This is a genomic window from Streptomyces sp. NPDC005151, assembly GCF_053599875.1.
In genome coordinates this window covers 65,019-88,257 of sequence record NZ_JBSFYR010000010.1, presented here as the reverse complement: position 1 = coordinate 88,257, position 23,239 = coordinate 65,019, and the positions used below count along the sequence as shown (strand labels likewise).

Here is a 23,239-nt window from a genome sequence, read left to right as displayed (position 1 = left end):
GGAGTAGCCTCGCCGCCATGCATGCGATCACGATCCCCGAACCCGGTGGCCCCGACGCGCTCGTATGGGCCGAGGTCCCCGATCCCGTACCTGGCGAGGGCGAGGTCCTCGTCGAGGTCGTGGCCGGCGCGGTCAACCGCGCCGATGTGCTCCAACGGCAGGGCTTCTACAACCCGCCGCCCGGCGCGTCCCCCTACCCCGGTCTGGAGTGCTCCGGCCGGATCACGGAGATCGGCCCCGGTGTCACCGGCTGGACCGTCGGCGACGAGGTGTGTGCGCTGCTGGCGGGCGGCGGATACGCGGAGAAGGTCGCCGTACCCGCCGGACAGCTGCTCCCCGTACCGGACGGCATCGACCTGACGGTGGCTGCGGCGCTGCCCGAGGTGACGTCGACCGTCTGGTCGAACGTTTTCATGGTGGCCCATCTGCGTCCCGGTGAGACGCTGTTGGTGCACGGCGGGTCCAGTGGCATCGGCACGATGGCGATCCAGCTCGCCAAGGCCGTGGGCGCGCGGGTCGCGGTGACGGCGGGCGGGCCCGAGAAGCTGGCGCGCTGCGCGGAGCTCGGGGCCGACATCCTGATCGACTACCGGGAGCAGGACTTCGTCGAGGAGTTGCTCAAGGCGACGGACGGGGCGGGCGCGGACGTCATCCTCGACATCGTCGGCGCGAAGTACCTGGACCGGAATGTGAAGGCGCTCGCCGTCAGCGGCCGACTCGCCATCATCGGTCTTCAGGGCGGCGCCAAGGGCGAGCTCAATCTGGGTGTCCTGCTGAACAAGCGGGCCGCCGTCACCGCCACGTCGTTGCGCGGGCGCCCCCTTGCGGAGAAGGCCGCCATCGTCGCCGCCGTGCGCGAGCACGTGTGGCCGCTGATCGGCAGTGGCGTGGTCCGGCCGGTCGTGGACCGTACCCTGCCGATGTCCGACGCGGCGGAGGCCCACCGGGTGCTGGAGTCCAGCGTGCACATCGGCAAGGTGCTTCTGCGGACGCCGGCAGCCTGAGCCATACGGACAGCGGGGCCCGGCACACAGATTCGCGTGCCGGGCCCCGCTGTCCGTCTGTGCGTAGACAGGTGGAGGGAAGGCGTACGGGCTACAGGTACGGCCCCGAGCGGATCGCCCCGTGCGCGTCCGACGCGCCGTCATCGTCCTCGTGACCGCTGCCCGGCGGGAGGGCGCGACGCATCTGCTCCAGTTGCGCCCGGGCCGCCATCTGCTGGGCGAACAGTGCCGTCTGGATGCCGTGGAAGAGGCCCTCCAGCCAGCCGACCAACTGAGCCTGCGCAATCCGGAGTTCCGCCTCGGAGGGCACCGACTCCTCGTTGAACGGCAGGGAGAGCCGCTCAAGTTCCTCCACCAGCTCCGGGGCGAGGCCATCCTCCAGCTCCTTCACGGAGCTTGCGTGGATCTCCTTGAGCCGGACCCGGCTCGCCTCGTCGAGAGGAGCCGCCCTGACCTCTTCCAGGAGCTGCTTGATCATGCTGCCGATGCGCATGACCTTCGCGGGCTGTTCGACCATTTCTGTCACTGGGACCTCACGCGATTCGTCGTCAGTGCCACCGCCGCCGATCGCCATGCCGTCCTGCCCCACTACGAGGACTTGGGGGTGCTCCTGCGACCGTTCATTCCTCGGCATCTCCATGGCGCCATTGTCTCGCACACCTGCCGTACAACAGGGTGGTGCCCCCGCAAACGGTTGATCCACCGTTTCCGAGGGCACCAGAACAGCCGATCGGGCCGCCGATCACGCGCCGTACGAGGTCATCGGTCGGCCCGTCCCGTCGCCCACGACGTCATCCGACCCGTCCCGTCGCCCACGACGTCATCCGGCCCGTCGTGCCAGCGTCAGGCGCGACCGGGTGAACGCCGCCGCGAGCACCCCGGCGACCAGCGGCACGCCCACGACGAGCAGAGCGAGGGTGCCCCAGGGCAGCACGATCGGCGTGTACGCCGACCGCATGGGCTCGACCCGCATCTGCTGCAACGCGTCGCGCAGGTCGATGAGGCGCAGCGCCACCGCGGGCACCAGCCCTGCCAGTGTGCCGAGCACCACACCCGTGAGTGCCACCACCACACACTGGAACCCGGAGAGCGAGCGCCGCACCCGCGGGGGCGCGCCCACCGCGCTGAGCGTGTTGAGGTCGGCCTCCGCGTCCGCCTTGGCGAGACCGGTCGTGATCGCGGCCGCGCCCAGGGTCACCATTCCCGCGAACAGGGTCAGGATCAGCAGGATGATGTCCTCCCGCCGGCTGGGGCCGTAGTCCGACTGCACCCAGATGCCGCCGCCCGCCTGCTGGATCGCGGCGGAGACCCGCTGGTCCTCCGCGTCCGTCGGGGCGTGCGAGACGGCGTACACACTGCCGGACGGCTCGGTGTGCAGGCCGAGCCGCTCCGCGGTCTTCCGGGGCAGGATCATGCGGACTGCGGGGGTGGCGGCGTACTTCTCGGGAGCCACGTACACCTTCAGCCGGTCCGTGGTGGTCCGTGCCGTGCCCGGGTGCAGCTTCCGGTTCTTCTTGTCGCGGTCGTTGTACGTGTGGACGGCCTTGAGGGTGACCTCGCCGTTCTTCGCGTACGCCGGGTTGAGCAGCACCGGAGTGCCCGCGGCCAGTGCCTTGGCGGCTGCGGGGTCGTCGAGCTTCACGTACGTGGTGAGCATGGCCGCATCCGCCACCACGATTTTGTTCGAGTCGGTGCCGAAGGAGGTCCAGTTCATGTACTCGTCCAGGCAGGCGGGGGAGCGCATCAGCTTCCTGTGCTCGTTGGCGGAGAGCCGCGCGGCGAGTTCCTTGGCGCCCTTGCCCTTGAGCGGGCAGCTGTGCCCCTTACCGGTGGGCTTGACCATCTCCAGGGTGCCGCAGCCGTTCTCCTCTTCGTTGTAGGTGTAGCAGTCGCTGCCCGCCCAGACCCGTCCGTAGTCGGCGTGCCCGCCGGTGACGGCCATGTTCCGCTCGACGACAGCCCGTGCCAGCGGGAGCCGCTCGGCCGCCTTGGCGTCGGCTGCCGTGACGTTTGCGGTTCCCCGCGTGAGCGTGGGGGAGTAGTTGAATTCGGTCTCGGCCGAGATACTGGACAAGTACGTGGCGATGGCCACCGAACCCGCGACGGCCGCCATCACCGCGGCGACCGCGGGTGCGGTACGCCCGCGGTTACGGGCCGCGTCGCGCAGCGCCATCCGCGGCGAGAGCGGCAGCCTGCGGCCCAGCCGGCCGAGGAATCCGACGATCACCGGGATGCAGGCGAGCAGTCCGAGCTCGGCGACGACCGAGCCGCCGGCGACCAGCGTCGTGTCCCCGCTGGTGCCGCCGTAGACGGCGACGGCACAACCGATGGCCAGTACACAGGCGCCCAGGGCGGGCAGCACCCGTGAGGAGCGGCGGACGCCGCGGCGGCCGGTGAGCGACTCCAGTACGGACTGCCGGCTCGCCACGATCGCCGGGGCGAACGCCGCCAGGAGACCGGTGACCAGGCCGAGCATGGCGATGACCAGCAGCTCCGTGGGCTTCAGGGAGAGGGAGCCGAAGCGGTGCCCGGCCCACTCCTCGATCAGGGGGCGGAGCGCTGCGGTGAGCCCGAGTCCGGCCACCACACCGGCCACGGCTCCTATGCCGCCGAGCACGAGACCGCCGCCGAGCACCACGGCCCGGACATGGCGCCTGTCCCCGCCGCAGGTGCCGAGCAGGCCGAGCTGGCGGCGGGAGCGGCGCGCACCGACGGCGAAGGCCGGTCCGGCGAGCAGCACGATCTCCAGGACCGTCATGGCGATCACGGTGACGAGCTCCGCGCTCAGCTCACCGGAGCTGCCCATGGACATGTGGTTGTTCTTCTTGGCCAGCGGGACCTCGGAGTCCGGCGGCGGGTCGAGGACGACCTGACGGGACTTGACGAGGACGCCCGACTTATTGGCCTCCATGACGTGCGGCCAGGTCACCCCCACCCCTTCCGGGCCCTTGACCAGCCAGTTCTTGGAGCCGGTGTTCGGCGGCAGCACCTTCTTGTCGTGGTCGGCCTTGGCCTTCCACGGCGCGATGACCGTACCGGGGTCGGCGTACAGGGTCTTGGCCCTCAGATCGTCCGGCTGCTCGACCACACCGGTGATCGTGTACTTCTCACCGGAGTTGCGCAGGGTGGTGGACGAACCGACGTGCAGCCCGGTCGACTTGAGGAACGGCTCGGTGGCGGCCACCTCGCCCTTGCCGTGCGGGTAGGCACCGCGCACGAGGTCGATCTTGCCGCGGGCCAGCTTGTCCGACGTCCGGAACTCGTAGATGTCGGTGTTGGCTATGCCGTACTCGGTGGTGACGCTCGCCGGGACGGACTGGATGCTGATCGCCCGTGAGCCCTTGGGAAAGGTGGTCCTGATGTCGGCCGAGGGGCCCGTGCCGTTCCCTGGCCCGCTGCCGTCGACGCTGGTGTACATCTCCGCGTCGGGCGTCTGCTCGAGGGGGCCCATCTGCTGGTCGCTGAAGAGTGCGTCGGCGGAGCCCATGTCGGCCGTCAGCTGTTTGGCGACGGTCGGAGTGACGCTGCGGTACGTCACATCGAGTGCCGTGACGCCGAGCACCGGGACAGCGATCATCGCGACGACCAGTGCGCTGCGGCCCTTGGCGCGCATCGCGTCGCGCCGGGCCATCCGGAGGGCGGCGCGCCAACCCGTGAAGATGCTCACTTGGCGCCCTCGGCGGCCAGCAGCGAGTCGGCGCCGGTGGTGAGCGTCTGGTCGACGATCGAACCGTCCCGGAGGAACACGACCCGGTCCGCCCAGGCGGCGTACCGCGGCTCGTGCGTCACCATCACGCCGGCCGCACCCTGGTCGCAGCGGTTGCGCAGCAGCGCGAGCACGGCCTCGCCGGTCTCGGAGTCGAGCGCCCCGGTCGGTTCGTCGGCGAGCACCAGGCGCCGGTCCCCCACCAGCGCACGGGCGATCGCGACGCGCTGCTGCTGGCCGCCGGACATCTCGTCCGGGAACCGGTCGGCGATCTCCAGGAGCTTCATCTCTTCCAGCGCCGCCCGCGCCTCCTTGCGGGCCTTGCGCACGGAGACCCCGTCGAGCTCGCGGGGCAGGGCGATGTTCTCGGCGGCGGTGAGGGCGGGGATCAGGTTGTAGTCCTGGAAGACATAGCCGACGCTGCGGCGGCGCAGGGCGGCGACGCCCTTGCGGCCGAGGCCGGCGATGTCCTGGCCCTCGATGATGACCTGGCCGCTGGACGCGGTGTCGAGACCGCCCGCGATGGTCAGCAGGGTGGACTTGCCGGAGCCGGAGGGGCCCATCACGGCGACGAGTTCACCGGTGTGCACGGAGAGGTCGATGCCGCGCAGGGCGTGCACCTCGGCGACGCCGGTGCCATGGGTGCGGGTGAGCGCTCGGAGTTCGAGCACCGGTGCCTCGACCGGCAGCGGCGAACCGGATGAGGACACGGGGCGGGACGGGGCGCGCGAGGACATGGTGGGTGGTTCCCCCTTGGAACGGGTCTTGTGGGGCCGACGACTGATAGCGAGGTCGTCGCTGATACCGAAGCGGTCGGTGATGGCGGGGCCGTCGGTGATACCGGATCGGTCGTGAAACCGAGGCGGTCGCTGATACCGAAGCAGCGGGTGACCGGCGCGGAGCGTGTACGTCGCGGTCCGCGGTGAGTGCCGGGTGCGTACGTGACGGTCGGTGGTCGGCGCCCGTGCGTACGCGGGCGGTCCGAGGCCGAGGCCGGTGCCGGGTTGTTCCGTGGTCAGCGCCGGATACGTGGGCGGGTGGTACGGGCCGGGGCGCGGCCGGGCGTACGCACCGCGGGTTCCGGCTCCGTGGCGGCGGCCTCGGCGAGGCGGACCAGCCGGGACTCGCAGTGGTCCAGCCAGCGGGCCTCGGCTTCCGCCTGGAAGATCAGCTGCTCCAGTACGAGCAGCCAGGCGACCTCGTCGCGGTTGGCCGGGACATCGGCGAGGGCCTGGGCCTTGAGACGGGTGTAGTCCTGCATCGCCTTCACCGTGTGGTGGCGCTGGGACTGGATGACGGCCCGGATGTCGACACCGGGCGCGCCGACTGCCATGGCGAGCTTGATGGCCAGCTCGTCACGGGGTGGGTTGCTGCGGTCGACGGGCGTCTCGAACCAGCTCCGCAGCTCGGTGCGGCCGTCGTCGGTGATCGCGTAGAGGGCGTGTCCCTGGTCGTCCTCGTCGTCCTGGACGACCAGGCCGTCGCGCTCCAGCCTGCTCAGTGTCGTGTAGACCTGCCCGACGTTGAGCGGCCAGGTGGAGCCGGTGCGTGACTCGAATTCGGTACGGAGCTGGGAGCCGTATCTGGGCCCCCGCTCCACCAGGGCCAGCAGCCCGTGACGGATCGACATACTGAGTATGTATACCGAGTATGCTGCGCGATGCAAGCCCCTGCTGGAACGCGCGGGCGCGGCGGGGGCTTGTGGGCCCCGTCTCAGTTCGGCCGGCGCAGACGGAACGCCAGGAAGCCCAGCCCCAGCCCTATCAGTGCGATTCCGGCGCCAAACGACACCTTCTGCACTCGTCGCACGGCGGGAGTGTCGAGGGCCTGCGGCGCGAGCCGGCCCTCCGGCGGGGAGCCGCTCACCTCGGGCGTGACCGCGGGCACCGCGACGGGAGTCGTCACGACGGGCTGGACCTCGGGCTGCACCTCGGGCAGGCCGTGGGGGGTGTCGTGATGAGCGAGCTCCCCCGGAGAGAACGGCCGGCCCGGCCGCAGGCGCCCTTCCCCGGCCTGCCGCCCGGCGAGCGGTGGCTGCGCCTCGGGGCGGGCCGACGGCCTGGCGGACGGGCTCACGGATGCCGAGGGGGAGTCGGAGGCGGAGGGCGAGGCGGAGCGTGAAGCCGAGGGCGAGGCGGAGCGTGAAGCCGAGGCCGAGGCCGAGGCGTAGGGGGTGGCCGGCCTGCCGGCCGAAGCGGCCGGGGAGGGCGAGGAGGGCGAGGACGGAATCGTCGAGTGATCGGCCGAAGGGGTGACCGAGGGTTCGCCCGAAGGACCGGCGGATGCGTCGGAGGAGGGGGTGACGGTCGGGGCGGCGGAGCTCGGGGGCGAGGAGCGCTCGGGGGGCGGCGGAGCGGCCACCGATTCGCCGGGCCGAGCCCGGGTCAGCCCCGGCGTACCACCGGAAGTGCGCTGGTCGGAGTGTGCCTGTCCCTGTGCCGGCCCCAAGGCCGCCCCCGTGGCTATCACCAGACAGGCCACACACCTCGACGACCATATGGAGAGAAGTGCTGAAGCCATGAGGTCAGCGTCACATGTGCCGATATATCCGGCATCTCAGGTGGCTGTCCGGCATCCCGGACGCCCGTAAGGCGAAACGGTCCGGCACACCTCACGCGTGCCGGACCGTCACTTCTCCTTGTGCGTGCGTGCGTGTCAGGCCGGGTCGCCCGTCGAGACGCGCAGCTCGAAGTGGGCGCCCTTCTCGTCCATGGCGGTACCGGCGGACGGGAACTGTTCCAGGACCTGGTCCTCGGCGTAGGTGTTGCCCGGGACCTTGATCCTCTTGACCGTCCAGCCCGCGGTCGTGGCACATTCCTTGGCGGAGAGGTAGTCCTTGTACGTGAAGTCCGGCGCCTCGATCTTGCTCGGGTCGTCGATGTCCTCGGAGGGGTCGGTGCACCTTTCCGTCTTCATCGTCCGGTTCCGCTCCGGACCCTTGTGCTCGCCCGCCACCGGCGAGCTGCTCGGGTCACCGCCCTTGCCCGTGTCCGAACCCGGGTCGCCCTTCAGCGACAGCACCGTGATCAGGCCGCCTATCGCGATCAGCGCGACCACGATCGAACCGACGATCACCGGCATGTTCCGCTTGCCGCCCCCGCCGGTGCCACCGCCGCCACCCACCGGCTGCGGCGAGATCGTGTACGGCGCCGGGGCCGGGGTCCGGTACGCCGGGCTCGACTGCGGGTAGCCGTAGCTCGGCGACGGCGACGGCGTGGGCGCCGGGGTCGGCGGGCCGTACGGGCCGGGCTGCTGCTGGTACTGCTGTGGCTGGTACGGCATCTGCACGCCCTGCGGCGTCTGTATGGACTGGTCGACCGGCGGGAAGACCGCCGAGCCGACGCCCGACCCGCTGTTCGGCGGCCCGGCCGCGCCGCCGATGATCACCGGGGCGCCCGTCTGGCCGCCCGCGTTCAGCACGCGCGTGATCTCGTCCTGCATCGCCGCCGCGCTGGGGAAGCGCTCGTTCGGGTTCTTCTTCAGTGCCCGGGCGACCAGTGCGTCCATCGCCGGGGTGATCGACCGGTTGATGGAGGACGGCGCGACCGGCTCCTCCTGGACGTGCGCGTACGCGATGGCGAGCGGCGAGTCCGCGTCGAACGGGATCCGTCCGGTCAGCAGCTGGAACAGCATGATGCCGACCGAGTACAGGTCGGAGCGCGCGTCCACCCCACGGCCCAGGGCCTGTTCGGGGGAGAGGTACTGCGGGGTGCCGACGACCATGCCGGTCTGCGTCATCGACGTGACGCCCGACTGCATGGCGCGGGCGATACCGAAGTCCATGACCTTTACGACGCCGCGCTTGGTCACCATGACGTTGCCGGGCTTGATGTCGCGGTGGACCAGGCCCATTTCGTGGCTGGTGTCCAGTGCGGCCAGCACGTCGCCGGTGACCTTGAGTGCCTTGTCGGCCGGCATCGCACCGTAACTGCGGATGTCCGCCTGGAGTACGGAGCCGAGCGGCTCCCCCTCGACGTACTCCATGACGATGTACGGCATCAGCGCGCCGCCGAGCTCGTCCTCGCCGGTGTCGAAGACCGAGACGATGTTGGTGTGCTGCAGCTTGGCCACGGCCTGAGCCTCGCGACGGAACCGCTCACGGAAGGACTGCTCGCGCCCCAGCTCCGTGTGCAGGGTCTTGATCGCCACGTGACGGTCGAGCGCGGAGTCGTACGCCAGATATACGGACGCCATCCCGCCTTCGCCGAGCAGGTCGCGAAGCTGGTAGCGGCCGCCGGCGACCGAACCGCCCGCGTAGCGGCCCTGGGCGCCGTGTGCGCCGTCCTGGCTCATGACTTGCTTCCCCCTCGGCGCGCGTCTCGCGCGAAGATCCGTATGACGGGCCAAGTCTGCCCGAGGGGTACGACACGTCAAGCCAGGTGCCCGTTCCGTGACCCTACGCACAGGAAGCGTCTCGGAAGCGTTACAGGAAAAGCATGGAATTTGCGTGAGCGGTGCGGCAGCCGGTTTGATGGCCCGTCCCTCTCGAGAACCGGGTGTCCGGCAGAGCCTGTAGCGTGACGTGGCAATGCAGCAAGGCATGCAAGACACCGTGAGAACCCGCGGACGCGCGGACAGATACGACGGCGAGGACTGATGGCACCCGAACCCGAAGCAAACGGCGGCGGAGTCTCGGATGCAGCCGACTCCTGGGGCATCGGAGGTGTGGTCGGTGACGGACGTTACCGGATGACACACCGGCTGGGCCGGGGTGGCATGGCCGAGGTCTTTGCCGCGGAGGACGTCCGGCTGGGACGTACCGTCGCGGTGAAGCTGCTCCGTTCCGATCTTGCCGAGGACCCGGTCTCCAAGGCCCGGTTCACGCGTGAGGCACAGTCGGTCGCGGGCCTCAACCACCATGCGATCGTCGCCGTGTACGACTCCGGTGAGGACGTCGTGGGCGGCCGGACCGTCCCGTACATCGTGATGGAGCTCGTTGAGGGCCGCACCATCCGTGATCTGCTGCTCAACGCCGAGGCGCCGCCGCCCGAGCAGGCGTTGATCATCGTCTCGGGGGTGCTGGAGGCCCTCGCGTACTCGCACCAGCACGGCATCGTGCACCGTGACATCAAGCCGGCCAACGTGATCATCACGGACTCCGGCGCGGTCAAGGTGATGGACTTCGGCATCGCCCGTGCGCTGCACGGTGCGCAGTCGACGATGACCCAGACCGGCATGGTCATGGGCACGCCGCAGTACCTCTCGCCCGAGCAGGCGCTGGGCAAGGCCGTCGACCACCGCTCCGACCTGTACGCCACCGGCTGTCTGCTCTACGAACTCCTCGCGCTGCGGCCCCCGTTCACGGGCGAGACACCGCTCTCCGTGGTGTACCAGCACGTTCAGGACATTCCGGTCCCGCCGTCCGAGATCATGGACGCGGTGCCGCCTGAGCTGGACGGGCTCGTCATGCGGTCGCTCGCGAAGGACCCGGACGACCGGTTCCAGAGCGCCGAGGAGATGCGCGGGCTGGTCCAGTACAGCCTGCAGATGCTTCAGGTGCAGGGCGGTCACACGGGTACGTGGAACACCGGGCCGGTCACCGCGCACGAGCGCGGCAACACCCCGGCCATGGGCATGTCCGGCGGGACGATGGCGATGGGGCACCCGCAGCACGGGGACACCTCGCAGAGCCCGATCCTGCCGCCGATGAATCCGGACGACGGCGGGTACGACGGCGGACGCGGGAGCGGTGGCGGCCGCGGCAAGCTCTGGCTGTTCGTCGTCCTCGCGCTGATCGCGATCGGCGCGGGTGTCGCCATCGCGGTGAACGCCGAGAACAACCCCGACAACACCCACAAGAAGACGCCGATCACGACCTCCAGCTCCCCCACCACGAAGGAGAGTTCGGCGGAGCCGACCGACGAGCAGACGGACATCGTCCCGCCGCCGGCCGACACCACCGGCGGCAAGCAGCAGTCGAGCAAGCCGCCGTCCTTCTCCAAGTCCCCCTCGCCGACCACGCCGTCCGAGACCCCGTCCGAGACGGCCACCCCGCCGGACACCGGCACGTCCGACGGCACGACGAACGGCACGACCGGTGGCGAGACCCCTCTGCCGAGTGACACGGCCACCGCTCCGGGCACCCCGGGCGGCAGCGACGCCGCCGGTGCGGCCGGCGGCAGCCCCGGTGACAGCGCAGTCGGCGGCACGCCTCAGTAGAGCCCCTGTGGCCCTGCCCGCCCTCACCCCGTGAAGGCGTCGCGCACCGCCTCGTACTCCCGCGTCCACCAGACCGCCAGGGCCGACACCGCAGGAAACTGCGGGTCGGCCCTTCGGTCGTCCAGGCGGTAGCGCCAGCGCAGTATCCAGAAGTCGTTGAGCCGCTCCCACCACACCCGGTGCACCGCGGCGGCCAGTTCGCAGGCGCCCGCCCCGACCGCACGCCGGTAGGCCCGCGCGTAGGCCCGTACCTTCTCCAGATCCAGCTTCCCGGCGGGCTCCACGAAGAAGATGGCCGCGGCCCGTACCGCCTCCTCGGCGCGCGGCTGCACCCCCAGCCGGTCCCAGTCGATGATCGCCACCGGGTCGGCGCCCCGGTACAGCACGTTCAGCGGGTGGAAGTCGCCGTGCACCCAGCCGGTCGCCGGGATGTCGGGGGTGGGCGGCCGGCGGTCGGCGTGCCGCTCCAGCAGGGCACGCCGTTCGACGAGGCGGTGCTCGGCCAGCTCGTCGAAGGAGTCCCGGGGGCGGCGGTCGCGCGCCGCGGCCAGCAGGTCGTCGATCAGCGCGAACGTGTCGACGGCGTCCGGGCTGGCATGCCCGCGCCCCCCGGTCGCCCCCGTCTCCATCACCTGCGCGAGCCCCGTGTGTACGGCCCCGAGGAGCGCCCCGAGCCGTTCCGACTGGGCGAGGGTCAGCTGGGCGCCGACCCGGTGCAGTCCGTCCACCCAGGGGTGCAGCGCGTAGCACCGGCCGTCGATCTCCGTGACCGTGTCGCCCTCCGTGTCCTCGACGGGCGGGGCGACCGGCACCCCGAGCGACTGCAGCCGCTGGGTGGCGCGGTGCTGGCGGACGATCGTCGCGCGGTCGCCGGTGGAGTCGTCGAGATGGTGTTTGAGGAAGTACGAGCCGCGGGTGGTGGAGACGCGGTAGCCGTGGTTGAGGAGGCCCTTGGTGAGGGGCTTGCAGCTGAGGGGCTCACCAGTGTCCGGGTAGCGGCGCAGCACCTCGCCGACCGGAGGAACAGGCGGGAGGGTGACAGATGAGCGCGGCACTCACCAAATGGTAGATCACGCTGCGTGTCGGTTCGCCTGACGTGCGTGGAAGCCCAGAGTGTGCACCGTGACGAAATGCGGGGCGAGGCGGAGGTAGACCGGCTCGAAGGGTTCGCCGCTGACTTCCCGAGGTGCCGCACCGAAGCGCTCGCGCTGCTCCTCGGCCGGATGCACGATCTCGGCAGGGCCGGTGAACTGGACCGACCACAGGTCGCCGCCGTCGCCGGAGGCCGCCGTGTTGAAATTGTCCGCCCCGTACGCGACGACGGTGCCGTCGCACGAGGCGTGGTACCCGAGTCCGCTGTGCATCCGCAGGACGACGTGGCCGTCGATCACGATGTGACGGGCCACCGCCAGATACGGGAGCGCCCGTCGGGTCGTCGCCAGCCGGCCGTACGGCACCCGGGCGAGCAGCTCGATCGCTTGCAGTTCCTCGGAGGACATGCGCTCCACTCTGCGATACCGCGGTGGGCACAGAAAGAGGCCGCGGCCCCGGGTGGTCCGGGACCAAAGTCCCGAGGACCACCCGGGACCACGCCGTCGGAGAGGAGGGAGGGTGCCCGCGGCCCCGTCCCGTACCGCTCAGCGCTGCTCGGCCTGGAGCCGCGCCACATAGGCGGCGGCCTGCGAGCGGCGCTCCATGCCCAGCTTGGAGAGCAGGCTGGAGACATAGTTCTTGATCGTCTTCTCGGCGAGATGGAGCCGCTCACCGATCACCCGGTTCGTCAGCCCCTCGCCGATCAGATCGAGGATCTTGCGCTCCTGGTCGGTGAGGCTCGCGAGCTTGTCGTCGCCCCGGCCCTTCTTTCCCTCGCGCAGCCGCTCCAGCACACGCGCGGTCGCGACCGGGTCCAGCAGCGATTTTCCGGCCGCCACATCCCGTACCGCATTCAGCAGCTCATTGCCGCGGATCGCCTTGAGCACGTATCCCGACGCGCCCGCCATGATCGCGTCGAAGAGAGCTTCGTCATCGGCGTACGAGGTCAGCATCAGGCAGTGGATGCTGTCATCCAGGGAACGGATCTCCCGGCAGACCTCCACCCCGCTGCCGTCCGGCAGCCGTACGTCGAGCACCGCCACATTGGGCCGCGTGGCGGGGATGCGCACCAGAGCGTCCGCCGCCGTACCGGCTTCGCCGACGACTTCGATGTCGTCCTCGACCGAGAGCAGTTCATGCACTCCGCGTCGCACGACCTCATGGTCGTCCAACAGAAATACGGTGATTTTTCCTTCTTCGCCCACAATCGCAGTCTCACACACTCCCCTCTTCCCTGCCGCTGAACGGCGGGATAACGTGCCGTTGTTCCGGCAGCCTGCAAGGCTGTTCCCAGTGCTGTGACCAGCGAGAGTTCCCGAATTTCTCGATTTACTTGGAAATCCAAGCAAAATCGCAGGTCAGATAGGGTTTCGCAGTTGTGCGATGCACTGGGTAACGTGCCTTTGACAGGACGCTCGCCGGGGCACCTGTCACGCCTGTTCCCGGCCGAGCGGCACCCACCCCGTGCACGGGTACGGACACAGGCGAGCCGCACTGGTCTCCCGGCAGACCCCGGGGGCCGGACCGACGGAGGAGCACGCACGTGACCGTGGAGAGCACTGCCGCGCGCAAACCGCGACGCAGCAGCAAGCGGACCAGCGCCGCGAAGACGCCACAGAGTTCCGAGCCCGAGCTTGTACAGCTGCTGACGCCCGAGGGCGAGCGCGTCGAGCACCCGGACTACACGATCGACCTGACCGCGGACGAGCTGCGCGGTCTGTACCGGGACATGGTCCTGACCCGCCGCTTCGACGCCGAGGCGACCGCCCTGCAGCGTCAGGGCGAACTGGGTCTGTGGGCCTCGCTGCTCGGCCAGGAGGCCGCGCAGATCGGCTCCGGCCGAGCACTGCGCGACGACGACTACGTCTTCCCGACCTACCGTGAGCACGGTGTCGCCTGGTGCCGCGGGGTCGACCCGACCAATCTGCTGGGGATGTTCCGCGGTGTGAATCACGGCGGCTGGGACCCGAACAGCAACAACTTCCACCTGTACACGATCGTCATCGGCTCGCAGACCCTGCACGCCACCGGCTACGCCATGGGCGTCGCCAAGGACGGCGCGGACTCCGCCGTGATCGCGTACTTTGGGGACGGCGCCTCCAGCCAGGGCGACGTCGCCGAGTCGTTCACCTTCTCCGCGGTCTACAACGCCCCGGTCGTCTTCTTCTGCCAGAACAACCAGTGGGCGATCTCCGAGCCCACCGAGAGGCAGACCCGCGTCCCGCTCTACCAGCGCGCGCAGGGCTTCGGCTTCCCCGGCGTCCGGGTCGACGGCAACGACGTACTCGCCTGCCTCGCCGTCACCAAGTCGGCGCTGGAGCGGGCCCGCCGGGGCGAGGGCCCCACCCTCGTCGAGGCGTTCACCTACCGGATGGGCGCGCACACCACCTCCGACGACCCGACGAAGTACCGGGCGGACGAGGAACGCGCCTCCTGGGAGGCCAAGGACCCGATCCTGCGGCTCCGTACGTACCTGGAGAAGCAGGACCTCGCCGACGAGGCGTACTTCTCCGCGCTCGACGAGGAGAGCGAGGCTCTCGGCAAGCGGGTCCGTGAAGCGGTACGGGCCATGCCCGATCCGGACCGGATGGCGATCTTCGACCACGCGTACGCCGACGGCAGCCCCCTCGTCGACGAGGAGCGCGCCCAGTTCGCCGCCTACCAGGCTTCGTTCGCCGAGGAGGGCAACTAGTCATGGCCCTGGAAAAGATGTCCATCGCGAAGGCGCTCAACGAGTCGCTGCGCAAGGCCCTCGACACCGACCCCAAGGTCCTCATCATGGGTGAGGACGTCGGCAAGCTGGGCGGGGTCTTCCGGATCACCGACGGGCTCCAGAAGGACTTCGGCGAGGACCGGGTCATCGACACGCCGCTCGCCGAGTCCGGCATCGTCGGCACCGCGATCGGTCTGGCCCTGCGCGGCTACCGGCCGATCGTGGAGATCCAGTTCGACGGCTTCGTCTTCCCCGCGTACGACCAGATCGTCACGCAGCTCGCGAAGATGCACGCCCGCGCGCTCGGCAAGATCAAGCTGCCGGTCGTCGTCCGGATCCCGTACGGCGGTGGCATCGGCGCCGTCGAGCACCACAGCGAGTCGCCCGAGGCGCTGTTCGCGCACGTCGCGGGGTTGAAGGTGGTCTCGCCGTCCAATGCCTCGGATGCCTACTGGATGATGCAGCAGGCCGTCCAGAGCGACGACCCGATCATCTTCTTCGAGCCGAAGCGGCGTTACTGGGACAAGGGTGAGGTCGAGACCGACCTGATTCCCGGTCCGCTGCACAAGGCCGCGACGGCACGGGAGGGCTCGGACCTCACCCTCGCCGCGTACGGCCCGATGGTGAAGGTCTGCCTGGAGGCCGCCGCGGCCGCCCAGGAGGAGGGCAAGTCGATCGAGGTCCTGGACCTGCGGTCGATGTCCCCGATCGACTTCGACGCCGTCCAGGCCTCGGTCGAGAAGACCGGTCGGCTGGTCGTCGTCCACGAGGCGCCGGTGTTCTACGGCTCCGGTGCCGAGATCGCCGCCCGCATCACCGAGCGCTGCTTCTACCATCTGGAGGCACCGGTGCTCAGGGTCGGCGGCTACCACGTCCCGTATCCGCCGGCGCGTCTCGAGGACGAGTATCTGCCGGGCCTGGACCGGGTGCTCGACGCCGTCGACCGCTCGCTGGCGTACTGAGGAGAGGGGTCGTGACGACGATGACCGAAACGTCTGCTCGCTTCCGTGAGTTCAAGATGCCCGACGTGGGCGAGGGACTGACCGAGGCCGAGATCCTCAAGTGGTACGTACAGCCGGGCGACACCGTCACCGACGGCCAGGTCGTCTGCGAGGTCGAGACCGCGAAGGCGGCCGTGGAGCTGCCGATCCCGTTCGACGGCGTGGTGCACGAGCTGCGCTTCGCCGAGGGCACGACCGTCGACGTCGGCCAGGTGATCATCGCGGTGGACGTGGCGCCGGGCAGCGGTGACGCGGCTGCGGAGGCGGCTCCGGCCCCGGCCGCGGCCGAACCGGAACCGGCTGCGGAACCGGAGGCACCGAAGGGCCGCCAGCCGGTGCTGGTGGGCTACGGCGTGGCCGAGGCCTCCACCAAGCGCCGCGCCCGCAAGGGCGCCGAGCAGCCGGCTGCCGCGGCTGCCGCGATCCAGGGCGAGCTGAACGGTCACGGACCGGCCGTCCCGGAGAGCCACCCGCTTGCCAAGCCGCCGGTGCGCAAGCTGGCCAAGGACCTGGGCATCGACCTGGCCACGGTCGTCCCGACCGGCGAGGGCGGGATCATCACGCGCGAGGACGTGCACGCGGCGGCCACGCCCGTACAGGCGCAGGCGACCGCACCCGCCCCGGTTCCGGCCACGGTCCCGGAACCGGTGGTCACCGCTCCCGCCCCGGTGCCGGGTGCCCGGGAGACCCGTATCCCGGTCAAGGGCGTGCGGAAGGCCATCGCGCAGGCCATGGTCGGCAGTGCGTTCACCGCACCGCATGTCACCGAGTTCGTGACGGTCGACGTCACGCGCACGATGAAGCTCGTGGCGGAGCTCAAGGACGACAAGGACATGGCGGGGGTCCGGGTCAACCCGCTCCTGATCATTGCCAAGGCGCTCCTGGTCGCGATCAAGCGGAACCCGGAGATCAACGCAGCCTGGGACGAGGCCAACCAGGAGATCGTGCAGAAGCACTATGTGAACCTGGGCATCGCGGCCGCAACCCCGCGCGGTCTGATCGTGCCGAACATCAAGGACGCGCAGGACAAGACCCTGCCGCAGCTCGCCGCCGCACTGGGCGAGCTGGTCGCCACGGCCCGGGACGGCAGGACGTCTCCCGCCGCCATGGCGGGCGGCACGGTGACGATCACCAACGTCGGCGTCTTCGGCGTCGACACGGGTACGCCGATCCTGAACCCGGGCGAGTCCGCGATCCTCGCGGTCGGTGCGATCAAGCTGCAGCCGTGGGTCCACAAGGGCAAGGTGAAGCCACGCCAGGTCACCACGCTGGCGCTGTCGTTCGATCATCGTCTGGTCGACGGCGAGCTCGGTTCCAAGGTCCTGGCGGATGTCGCCGCGATCCTGGAACAGCCCAAGAGACTGATCACCTGGGCCTGATGGCCGTGTGAGACGGAAGAAGCGGGCCTGCGCGGGGATTCCCTCCGCGCAGGCCCGCTTTTTTCTGTCGGGTCAGGTCACTCGGCGGGGGCCAGGATCACCCAGTCCGCGGCGGGCGCCGACCGGGTGTCGTCGGCGTACACGGCGGTCACCCGGTAGAAGTGGGTGGTGCCGGTCGGGGCGGTGGCGTCCGTGTACGACACGTCCGTGACGGGGTCGGCGGTCAGCTTCTCGTACGCGCCCGCGGTCGGGTTCCACCGTTCGACCAGGTAGCCCGTCGCATTGACGACCGTGTTCCAGGACAGGTCCACCGAGGTTCCGGTGGTGCCCCGGGTCGCGGTGAGCGTGAGCGGGGAGCCCGCCGGGGTCTCGACGGACGGCGTCAGGTCCAGCTCGGTGACGACGGCGACCTCGGCGCTGTGCGTCATCCGGAAGCTGGAGTTGCCGGAGGTGTCCTCGACGTCGATGAAGTAGCACCGCTCCGCACCGTCGGGCAGCCGCTCGTCGGTGTAGGACGTGGTGGCCGCGTCGAGGTACCGGGACGAGGTGCCGTAGCAGACCCGCTCGTCCTCGCCGTCGATCAGCTCCCCGCGGTACACCACGTACCGCTGGAGATCGGGCTCGGTGTTGGCGTTCCAGTGCAGCTCGATGCCGTACTCGGTGGCTTTGGCGGTGAGCCCGGTGACCGGCGCGGGCGGGGTCACGTCCCAGGCGAGCGTGGTGACCTCGACCGTGGCCGAAGGAACCGACTCCCTGCCCGAGTTGTCGTAGGCCTTGATCACGTAGTGGTAGGTGAGACCGTCGGCCGGGGAGGTGTCGGTGCAGGTGTACTGGAGCCGCCCGTCGCCGAGCGTCTTCCAGGTGGTGCTGCAGCGGATCGGTGCGGCCGAGGTGTCCACGGGGAGCGTCTCGGAACGGTAGACGTGGAAGTCGTACACATCGCCGTCGACGGAGTGATCGGTCGTCCAGGTGAAGGTCGCACTGCTGATCCCCGGCGTCGCGACGATGTCCCGCGGCGCCGCGACCGGACGGTAGGCCGCGACGGCGGGGCCGTACGCGGAGGCGCGCCCGGCGCCGTCCACGGCAGCCACCTGGTAGGTCCACTTCTCGGAGCGCTTCACCGTGGTGTCGGTGAAGGCCGTGGCGGTGACGGAGCGGACCGATACGTGACCGTGCTGGTCGTCGCGGGTCAGGTTGTAGCGGACCGCGCCCGGGACGGGCTTCCAGGTCAGCACGATTGCGGCGTCCGTGCCCTGCGCGGTGAGGCCGGCCGGAGCGGTGACGGCGATGGTGGTCACCGGCTGGTCGGTACTGCCGGTGGAGACGTTCCCGGCCTTGTCGTAGGCGCGGACCTCGTAGTAGTACGTCTTTCCGGCCTCGGGCGGGAGACCCGTGTACGAGGTGGCGGTGGTCGTCTTGACGAGGGTGAAGGTGCTGGAGTCCTTGAGCCGGCGGTAGACCCGGTAGCCCGCGAGGTCCATCTCCTTGTTCGCGGACCAGGTCACCTTGGCGTTGGCCGTGGCGTTGTCGAGGACTGCCTTCACACCGGTGGGGGTGAGCGGCTTGACCTTGTCGACGGTGGCCGTGGTCCTCGGCGTGTAGGCGAACTTGACGTCGGCGGAGCCCGTCCAGTTGACGAAGTCGATACGCAGCGAGTGCGTGCCCTTGGGGACGGTGACGTTGACCGTCTTCTTCTGGGTGGTGGAGACGTTCTTCCAGATGTCGACCTTGCGCACCCCGTCGACGTACACGCGAATGCCGTCACGGGTCGCCGCGGTGAAGGCGAAAGGGCCGCCGGAGCCGAAGTCCCGGGTCAGGGACCAGCGGACGCCGAAGTTGTCCTTCGGCAGGCCGGAGGCGGGGGCGCCGGTGCCCCAGTTCTGGTCGATGACCGAGTCGCAGTCGGTCTTCTTCGGCGTACCGGAGAACGACGTGTTCGCGAAGAACTGCCGCTTGAAGACCGGCGAGGTGCAGCTGGTCGCCGCAGCAGCGGGCGTGGCACTCACGGCGGTGATCAGACTGCAGGAGGTCGCGGCGACCGACAGCGCGGCGACGCTGCGAAGCCGCCCACGAGGAATGGTGGTCAACGTGTGCATTGCCCTTTCAGGCCGAATGACGGGGGAACCCGCGGCCAGATGCAGGAAGGGCCCGCCGTACCGCACGGCGGACCCCTCCTCGTGACCCCGGGAGCGGGGGTGGAGGACTACTTCTTGAAGGAGTAGTCCATGATCTTCTTCATGTCCGCGGTCCGGGTGGTCGCGCTCGTGGAGGCGAGCACGGTGCCGATGACCGTCTTGCCGTTCCGGGTCGCGGCGAAGACCAGGCAGTACTTGGCCGTCGGGCCGGAGCCGGTCTTCACACCGATCGCACCGCTGTAGCTGCTGAGCATCGTGTTGGTGTTGGACCACGACATGTAGCGGTAGCCACCGCTCTTCGTGGTGACTTTCTGCTTGGTCGACGTGGTCTTCACGACCGTGCGGAAGGTGGAGTTCTTCATCGCACTGCTGGCGATCTTCGTCAGGTCGCGCGGCGTCGAGTAGTTCGAGCCGTTCCCTATGCCGTCGAACGAGTCGAAGTGGGTGTTCTTCAGACCGAGGGACTTGGCGGAGGCGTTCATCTTGCCGATGAACGACGTCACGCGGGCCGCGCGGGTGGTGCCGGTGCCGAACTTGTCGGCGAGCGCGTACGCGGCGTCGCAGCCGGACGGCAGCATCAGACCGTAGAGGAGCTGGCGGACGGTGACCTTGTCGCCGACGATCAGGCGAGCCGACGAGGCGCCCTTGGCGACGATGTAGTCGCTGTACGCCTTCTGGATCGTGACCTTGGAATCCAGGTTGAGGTTCGTCTGAGCCAGCACCACCTTGGCCGTCATGATCTTGGTGGTCGAGCCGGTGGAGCGACGGGTGTCCGCGGCCTTCGAGTAGAGGGTCGACGAGGTTCCGTTGTTCATCACGTAGCCGCCCTGGGCGGCAATCGTGGGGGTGGGCAGCGTGGCAGCCTGCGCCGCGGAGGCGAAGACGCTGCCCGCGATGACGGCACCCGCGGTAAGGGCCACGGTGGCAGTGGCGGAAACGCGGTTTATGCCCTTAATACCGATTTTCAACTTGAACGCTCCAAATGCCCCTGGAATGCGGCCGCATGTCGGTGCCGCTCGGTGGTGAGACTCACGAGGTGCCCGAATGGATGTGCCGAATCCCCAGGTAATTTCCGGGGTTTTACCGTCCAGATTCCGGACGGCTCCGCCGCATGCGTGCATGTTGTATCTATGCTGTGTGCATGCCTGCCGCACCCTCTGTCGTGACGCACCCGCCCGCCAAGCAGCAGCCCGCCGCCGAACGCGTCTACACCCACATCAAGCAGGCGGTCCTCGACCGCCGTTACGAGGGAGGCACGCTCCTCACCGAGGGCGACCTCGCGGAGGCCGTCGGCGTCTCCCGTACACCCGTGCGCGAGGCCCTGCTGCGGCTGGAGGTCGAAGGGCTGATCAAGCTCTATCCGAAGAAGGGGGCCCTGGTGCTTGCCGTCTCCGCGCAGGAGATCGCGGACGTGGTGGAGACCCGGCTGCTCGTAGAGGAGTTCGCCGCCCGCAAGGCCGTGCCCGCCTCGGCGAAACTGATCGCCCGCCTGGAGGAACTGCTCGACGAGCAGCGGCGGCAGGTGGCGGCCGGGGACCTGGCCGCCGTGTCGGTCGCGGACCGCTGCTTCCACGCCGAGATCGTGCGCAACGCGGGCAACGAGATCCTGTCGCGTCTCTACGACCAGCTGCGCGACCGGCAGTTGCGGATGGGCGTCGCCGTGATGGAGGCGCATCCCGGCAGGATCGCCGCCAACATCACCGAGCACACCGAGCTGCTGGAGGCCATCAGAGCCGGGGACGCGGACGGTGCCGCGCAGGTCGTACGACGCCATGTCGGCCGGGTCAAGGTGCTGGTCCGGGGTGAGGACCGGTGAGTTCTGCTGCCGCTCCCACCCTGTCCCTGCCCGGTGATCCGCCCGGCGGCCGGCGGGCCGCCGGGGTCTGGGGCATCGGCGTCGCCGTCTACTTCGTCGCCATCACCTTCCGTACGAGCCTCGGGGTCGCCGGTCTCGACGCCGCCGACCGGTTCGACGTCAACGCCTCCGCGCTGTCGACGTTCTCCATCCTTCAGCTGCTCGTCTACGCGGGCATGCAGATACCTGTCGGCCTGATGGTCGACCGGCTCGGCACCAAGAAGGTCCTCACCCTCGGGGCCGTCCTGTTCACCGTCGGGCAGCTCGGCTTCGCGCTCTCCCCGTCGTACGGCATGGCGCTGGCCTCCCGGGCGCTGCTCGGCTGCGGTGACGCGATGACGTTCATCAGCGTGCTGCGGCTCGGCGCCCGCTGGTTCCCGGCCCGGCGCGGCCCCCTGATCGGCCAGATCGCCGCGCTCTTCGGCATGGCGGGCAACCTCGTCTCCACGCTGTTCATCGCCCGCGCCCTGCACGGCTTCGGCTGGACCGCCACGTTCGCGGGCAGCGCGGCCGCCGGAGTCGTCGTCCTCGTCCTGCTCCTCCTCTTCCTGAAGGACCACCCCGAGGGGCACGAGCCGCCGCCCGTCGAACACGCGGACGCCGCCTACGTACGCAAGCAGATCGCCGCCTCGTGGCGGGAGCCCGGCACCCGGCTCGGGATGTGGGTGCACTTCACCACGCAGTTCCCGGCGATGGTGTTCCTGCTGCTGTGGGGGATGCCGTTCCTGGTGGAGGCACAGGGGCTGAGTCGGTCCACCGCCGGGGAGCTGCTCACCCTGGTGGTGCTCTCCAACATGGCCGTCGGCCTCGTCTACGGACAGGCCATCGCCCGCCACCACGCCGCGCGCGCCCCGCTCGCCCTCGGCACGGTCGCGGTGACGGCCGTCGTGTGGGCGTCGACGATCCTGTACCCGGGCGACCATGCGCCGATGTGGCTGCTGATCACGCTCTGCGCGGTGCTCGGCGCCTGCGGACCCGCCTCGATGATCGGCTTCGACTTCGCACGCCCGGCCAACCCGCCGCAGCGCCAGGGCACCGCATCGGGGATCGTCAACATGGGCGGTTTCGTTGCCTCGATGACGACACTGTTCGCCGTCGGTGTGCTCCTCGACGCGACGGGGGACAACTACCGCATCGCGTTCTCTTCGGTCTTCGTCCTGGAGGCGCTCGGGGTCGTGCAGATCCTGCGGCTGCACGCCCGCGCCACGCTCCGCGAGCGGAACCACCATGTGATCAGCCGCGTGGAGGCCGTGCACGTACCCGCGTGACGCCTGCCGCGGCCGGTCGGGCGGCGCGCCCGTCTCTTCACCTCAAGACGGGCGCCGCCGACCGTGCCGTTACGGTGTCACGGCGAAGTTCTGCAGGATCGCCGTCGCCAGCTCCTGGTCGCCCTCGACCTTGATCCGGTCCGCGACCGCCGTCGCCCGCACCCGCCCGCAGGCCAGCCGGACGTACGTCTCCCAGTCCATCGCCAGCGTCACCGCCGGCCCCAGCGACGGCGAACCGTCCACCGAACCACGGCCGTCCGCGTCGACCCTGACCGTGCGCAGGAACTCCATCGGCCCGTGCACATCGAGCACGACCGCCGAATTCGGCGGTGCGCCCGCATCCTTGGCGACCACCTTCGGCAGCGCGGCGAGGAGCGTGTCCCGGGTGATGGTGGCGCCGGGGGAGTCGAGATTGCCGGGCCTGCCCAGCGTCGTACGCAGATCCTGCTCGTGCACCCAGACGTCGAAGGCCCGCATCCGCAGTGCCAGTTCGAGGGTCTGCTCGGCGCCGAGCGGCGCGCGGATCATGGTCTCCGGGGCGCGCGACTCGTTCCGCAGCTGACGCGAGCGGCGGATGATCGTGTACTCCAGCTCGGAGGTCATCTCGGGTGCGGTGTGGTGGCGCCGCACATCGACCTGCATCTCCATGTAACGGGTGAAGTCGTTCTGTACGTGGTAGAGATCGCGCGGCAGTGTGTGGATCGGCCGTGGATCGCCGAGCTGCTCGCACTCCATACCGATGATGTGCGAGACGATGTCGCGCACCGACCAACCGGGGCACGGTGTGCGGCGATTCCACTCCCCCTCGGCGAGCGGCGTCACCAGCTCGGCTATCGACTCGATGGAGTGGGTCCAGGCATCGGCGTAGGTCTGGAGGCTGGGATGGACGGTCACGGGACCCCTCGTGCGGTTCTGCGGTGCATGGGC

Annotated in this window: 19 protein-coding genes; 7 read left to right on the top strand and 12 right to left on the bottom strand. The window is 69.8% G+C overall.

All coding sequences use genetic code 11. The annotated features are described in order from the left end of the window. The first annotated feature begins 17 nt into the window (after positions 1 to 17). Entirely contained in the window at positions 18 to 1,004 is a 987-nt protein-coding gene (locus tag ACWD6R_RS08595; RefSeq protein ID WP_451818016.1) for an NAD(P)H-quinone oxidoreductase, read from the top strand. A 91-nt stretch (positions 1,005 to 1,095) separates the two neighbouring features. Here the strand turns inward: ACWD6R_RS08595 and ACWD6R_RS08590 are convergent, their stop codons facing one another. The 6 genes from ACWD6R_RS08590 to ACWD6R_RS08565 form a co-directional block, all read right to left on the bottom strand. Further along, entirely contained in the window at positions 1,096 to 1,644 is a 549-nt protein-coding gene (locus ACWD6R_RS08590) for a bacterial proteasome activator family protein (RefSeq protein ID WP_323135886.1), read from the bottom strand. A 180-nt stretch (positions 1,645 to 1,824) separates the two neighbouring features. Then, positions 1,825 to 4,671 carry an FtsX-like permease family protein gene (locus ACWD6R_RS08585; protein ID WP_451818015.1) on the bottom strand — a complete coding sequence of 949 codons (2,847 nt, stop codon included), beginning with the start codon at positions 4,669 to 4,671 and terminating at the stop codon, positions 1,825 to 1,827. After that, on the bottom strand, positions 4,668 to 5,447 hold the full coding sequence (locus ACWD6R_RS08580) for an ABC transporter ATP-binding protein (RefSeq protein ID WP_451818014.1): 780 nt from the start codon (positions 5,445 to 5,447) through the stop codon (positions 4,668 to 4,670). Before ACWD6R_RS08580 ends, ACWD6R_RS08585 begins: the two co-directional genes overlap by 4 nt. 278 nt (positions 5,448 to 5,725) lie before the next feature. After that, positions 5,726 to 6,340, bottom strand: coding sequence for a PadR family transcriptional regulator (locus tag ACWD6R_RS08575; protein ID WP_451818013.1), 615 nt, complete (start codon positions 6,338 to 6,340; stop codon positions 5,726 to 5,728). A gap of 83 nt (positions 6,341 to 6,423) precedes the next feature. Then, on the bottom strand, positions 6,424 to 6,786 hold the full coding sequence (locus tag ACWD6R_RS08570; RefSeq protein ID WP_451818012.1) for a hypothetical protein: 363 nt from the start codon (positions 6,784 to 6,786) through the stop codon (positions 6,424 to 6,426). Between the two features lie 579 nt (positions 6,787 to 7,365). Then, entirely contained in the window at positions 7,366 to 9,003 is a 1,638-nt protein-coding gene (locus tag ACWD6R_RS08565) for a protein kinase domain-containing protein (protein WP_451818011.1), read from the bottom strand. A 303-nt stretch (positions 9,004 to 9,306) separates the two neighbouring features. On the opposite strand from ACWD6R_RS08565, the gene ACWD6R_RS08560 reads away from it, so the two are divergent. Then, positions 9,307 to 10,869, top strand: a complete 1,563-nt coding sequence (locus ACWD6R_RS08560) for a protein kinase domain-containing protein (protein ID WP_451818010.1) — start codon at positions 9,307 to 9,309, stop codon at positions 10,867 to 10,869. A gap of 23 nt (positions 10,870 to 10,892) precedes the next feature. Here the strand turns inward: ACWD6R_RS08560 and ACWD6R_RS08555 are convergent, their stop codons facing one another. The 3 genes from ACWD6R_RS08555 to ACWD6R_RS08545 form a co-directional block, all read right to left on the bottom strand. Beyond that, entirely contained in the window at positions 10,893 to 11,876 is a 984-nt protein-coding gene (locus ACWD6R_RS08555; protein ID WP_451818055.1) for a phosphotransferase, read from the bottom strand. Between the two features lie 63 nt (positions 11,877 to 11,939). Continuing rightward, positions 11,940 to 12,368, bottom strand: a complete 429-nt coding sequence (locus ACWD6R_RS08550; protein ID WP_451818009.1) for a pyridoxamine 5'-phosphate oxidase family protein — start codon at positions 12,366 to 12,368, stop codon at positions 11,940 to 11,942. Positions 12,369 to 12,506: 138 nt separating this feature from the next. Further along, on the bottom strand, positions 12,507 to 13,166 hold the full coding sequence (locus tag ACWD6R_RS08545) for a response regulator (protein ID WP_451818008.1): 660 nt from the start codon (positions 13,164 to 13,166) through the stop codon (positions 12,507 to 12,509). Between the two features lie 338 nt (positions 13,167 to 13,504). Between ACWD6R_RS08545 and pdhA the strand changes: the two genes are divergently transcribed. The 3 genes from pdhA to ACWD6R_RS08530 are packed head-to-tail and all read left to right on the top strand — an operon-like array spanning position 13,505 to position 17,054. Then, positions 13,505 to 14,653 carry a pyruvate dehydrogenase (acetyl-transferring) E1 component subunit alpha gene (gene pdhA / locus ACWD6R_RS08540; protein WP_037701946.1) on the top strand — a complete coding sequence of 383 codons (1,149 nt, stop codon included), beginning with the start codon at positions 13,505 to 13,507 and terminating at the stop codon, positions 14,651 to 14,653. Between the two features lie 2 nt (positions 14,654 to 14,655). Further along, a complete protein-coding gene (locus ACWD6R_RS08535; RefSeq protein WP_451818007.1) occupies positions 14,656 to 15,636 on the top strand; it encodes an alpha-ketoacid dehydrogenase subunit beta in 981 nt (326 codons plus the stop codon). Positions 15,637 to 15,647: 11 nt separating this feature from the next. Continuing rightward, the gene (locus tag ACWD6R_RS08530) at positions 15,648 to 17,054 is read left to right on the top strand and encodes a dihydrolipoamide acetyltransferase family protein (protein ID WP_451818006.1); all 1,407 of its coding nucleotides are present in this window, start codon (positions 15,648 to 15,650) and stop codon (positions 17,052 to 17,054) included. 77 nt (positions 17,055 to 17,131) lie between these two features. On the opposite strand, the gene ACWD6R_RS08525 is transcribed toward ACWD6R_RS08530, so the two are convergent. Beyond that, entirely contained in the window at positions 17,132 to 19,141 is a 2,010-nt protein-coding gene (locus ACWD6R_RS08525; protein WP_451818005.1) for a PA14 domain-containing protein, read from the bottom strand. A 116-nt stretch (positions 19,142 to 19,257) separates the two neighbouring features. Further along, positions 19,258 to 20,157 (bottom strand): D-alanyl-D-alanine carboxypeptidase family protein, encoded by a 900-nt coding sequence (locus ACWD6R_RS08520; RefSeq protein WP_451818004.1) that lies wholly within the window; start codon positions 20,155 to 20,157, stop codon positions 19,258 to 19,260. A 173-nt stretch (positions 20,158 to 20,330) separates the two neighbouring features. Between ACWD6R_RS08520 and ACWD6R_RS08515 the strand changes: the two genes are divergently transcribed. Both ACWD6R_RS08515 and ACWD6R_RS08510 read left to right on the top strand, forming a co-directional pair. After that, positions 20,331 to 21,005, top strand: coding sequence for a GntR family transcriptional regulator (locus tag ACWD6R_RS08515; RefSeq protein ID WP_451818003.1), 675 nt, complete (start codon positions 20,331 to 20,333; stop codon positions 21,003 to 21,005). Further along, positions 21,002 to 22,312, top strand: coding sequence for an MFS transporter (locus tag ACWD6R_RS08510; protein ID WP_451818002.1), 1,311 nt, complete (start codon positions 21,002 to 21,004; stop codon positions 22,310 to 22,312). Before ACWD6R_RS08515 ends, ACWD6R_RS08510 begins: the two co-directional genes overlap by 4 nt. Positions 22,313 to 22,381: 69 nt before the next feature. Here ACWD6R_RS08510 and ACWD6R_RS08505 read toward each other — a convergent pair whose 3' ends face one another. Further along, complete coding sequence (locus ACWD6R_RS08505; protein ID WP_451818001.1) at positions 22,382 to 23,206, bottom strand: maleylpyruvate isomerase family mycothiol-dependent enzyme; 825 nt, start codon at positions 23,204 to 23,206, stop codon at positions 22,382 to 22,384. Positions 23,207 to 23,239: the final 33 nt, after the last annotated feature.

Excerpts from the sequence above, each read along its gene's own strand:
- ACWD6R_RS08535 (WP_451818007.1), top strand. The coding sequence starts at position 14,656 with ATGGCCCTGGAAAAGATGTCCATCGCGAAGGCGCTCAACGAGTCGCTG.
- ACWD6R_RS08515 (WP_451818003.1), top strand. The coding sequence starts at position 20,331 with ATGCCTGCCGCACCCTCTGTCGTGACGCACCCGCCCGCCAAGCAGCAG.
- ACWD6R_RS08595 (WP_451818016.1), top strand. The coding sequence starts at position 18 with ATGCATGCGATCACGATCCCCGAACCCGGTGGCCCCGACGCGCTCGTA.
- ACWD6R_RS08580 (WP_451818014.1), bottom strand. The coding sequence starts at position 5,447 with ATGTCCTCGCGCGCCCCGTCCCGCCCCGTGTCCTCATCCGGTTCGCCG.
- ACWD6R_RS08590 (WP_323135886.1), bottom strand. The coding sequence starts at position 1,644 with ATGGAGATGCCGAGGAATGAACGGTCGCAGGAGCACCCCCAAGTCCTC.
- ACWD6R_RS08550 (WP_451818009.1), bottom strand. The coding sequence starts at position 12,368 with ATGTCCTCCGAGGAACTGCAAGCGATCGAGCTGCTCGCCCGGGTGCCG.
- ACWD6R_RS08575 (WP_451818013.1), bottom strand. The coding sequence starts at position 6,340 with ATGTCGATCCGTCACGGGCTGCTGGCCCTGGTGGAGCGGGGGCCCAGA.
- ACWD6R_RS08560 (WP_451818010.1), top strand. The coding sequence starts at position 9,307 with ATGGCACCCGAACCCGAAGCAAACGGCGGCGGAGTCTCGGATGCAGCC.
- ACWD6R_RS08565 (WP_451818011.1), bottom strand. The coding sequence starts at position 9,003 with ATGAGCCAGGACGGCGCACACGGCGCCCAGGGCCGCTACGCGGGCGGT.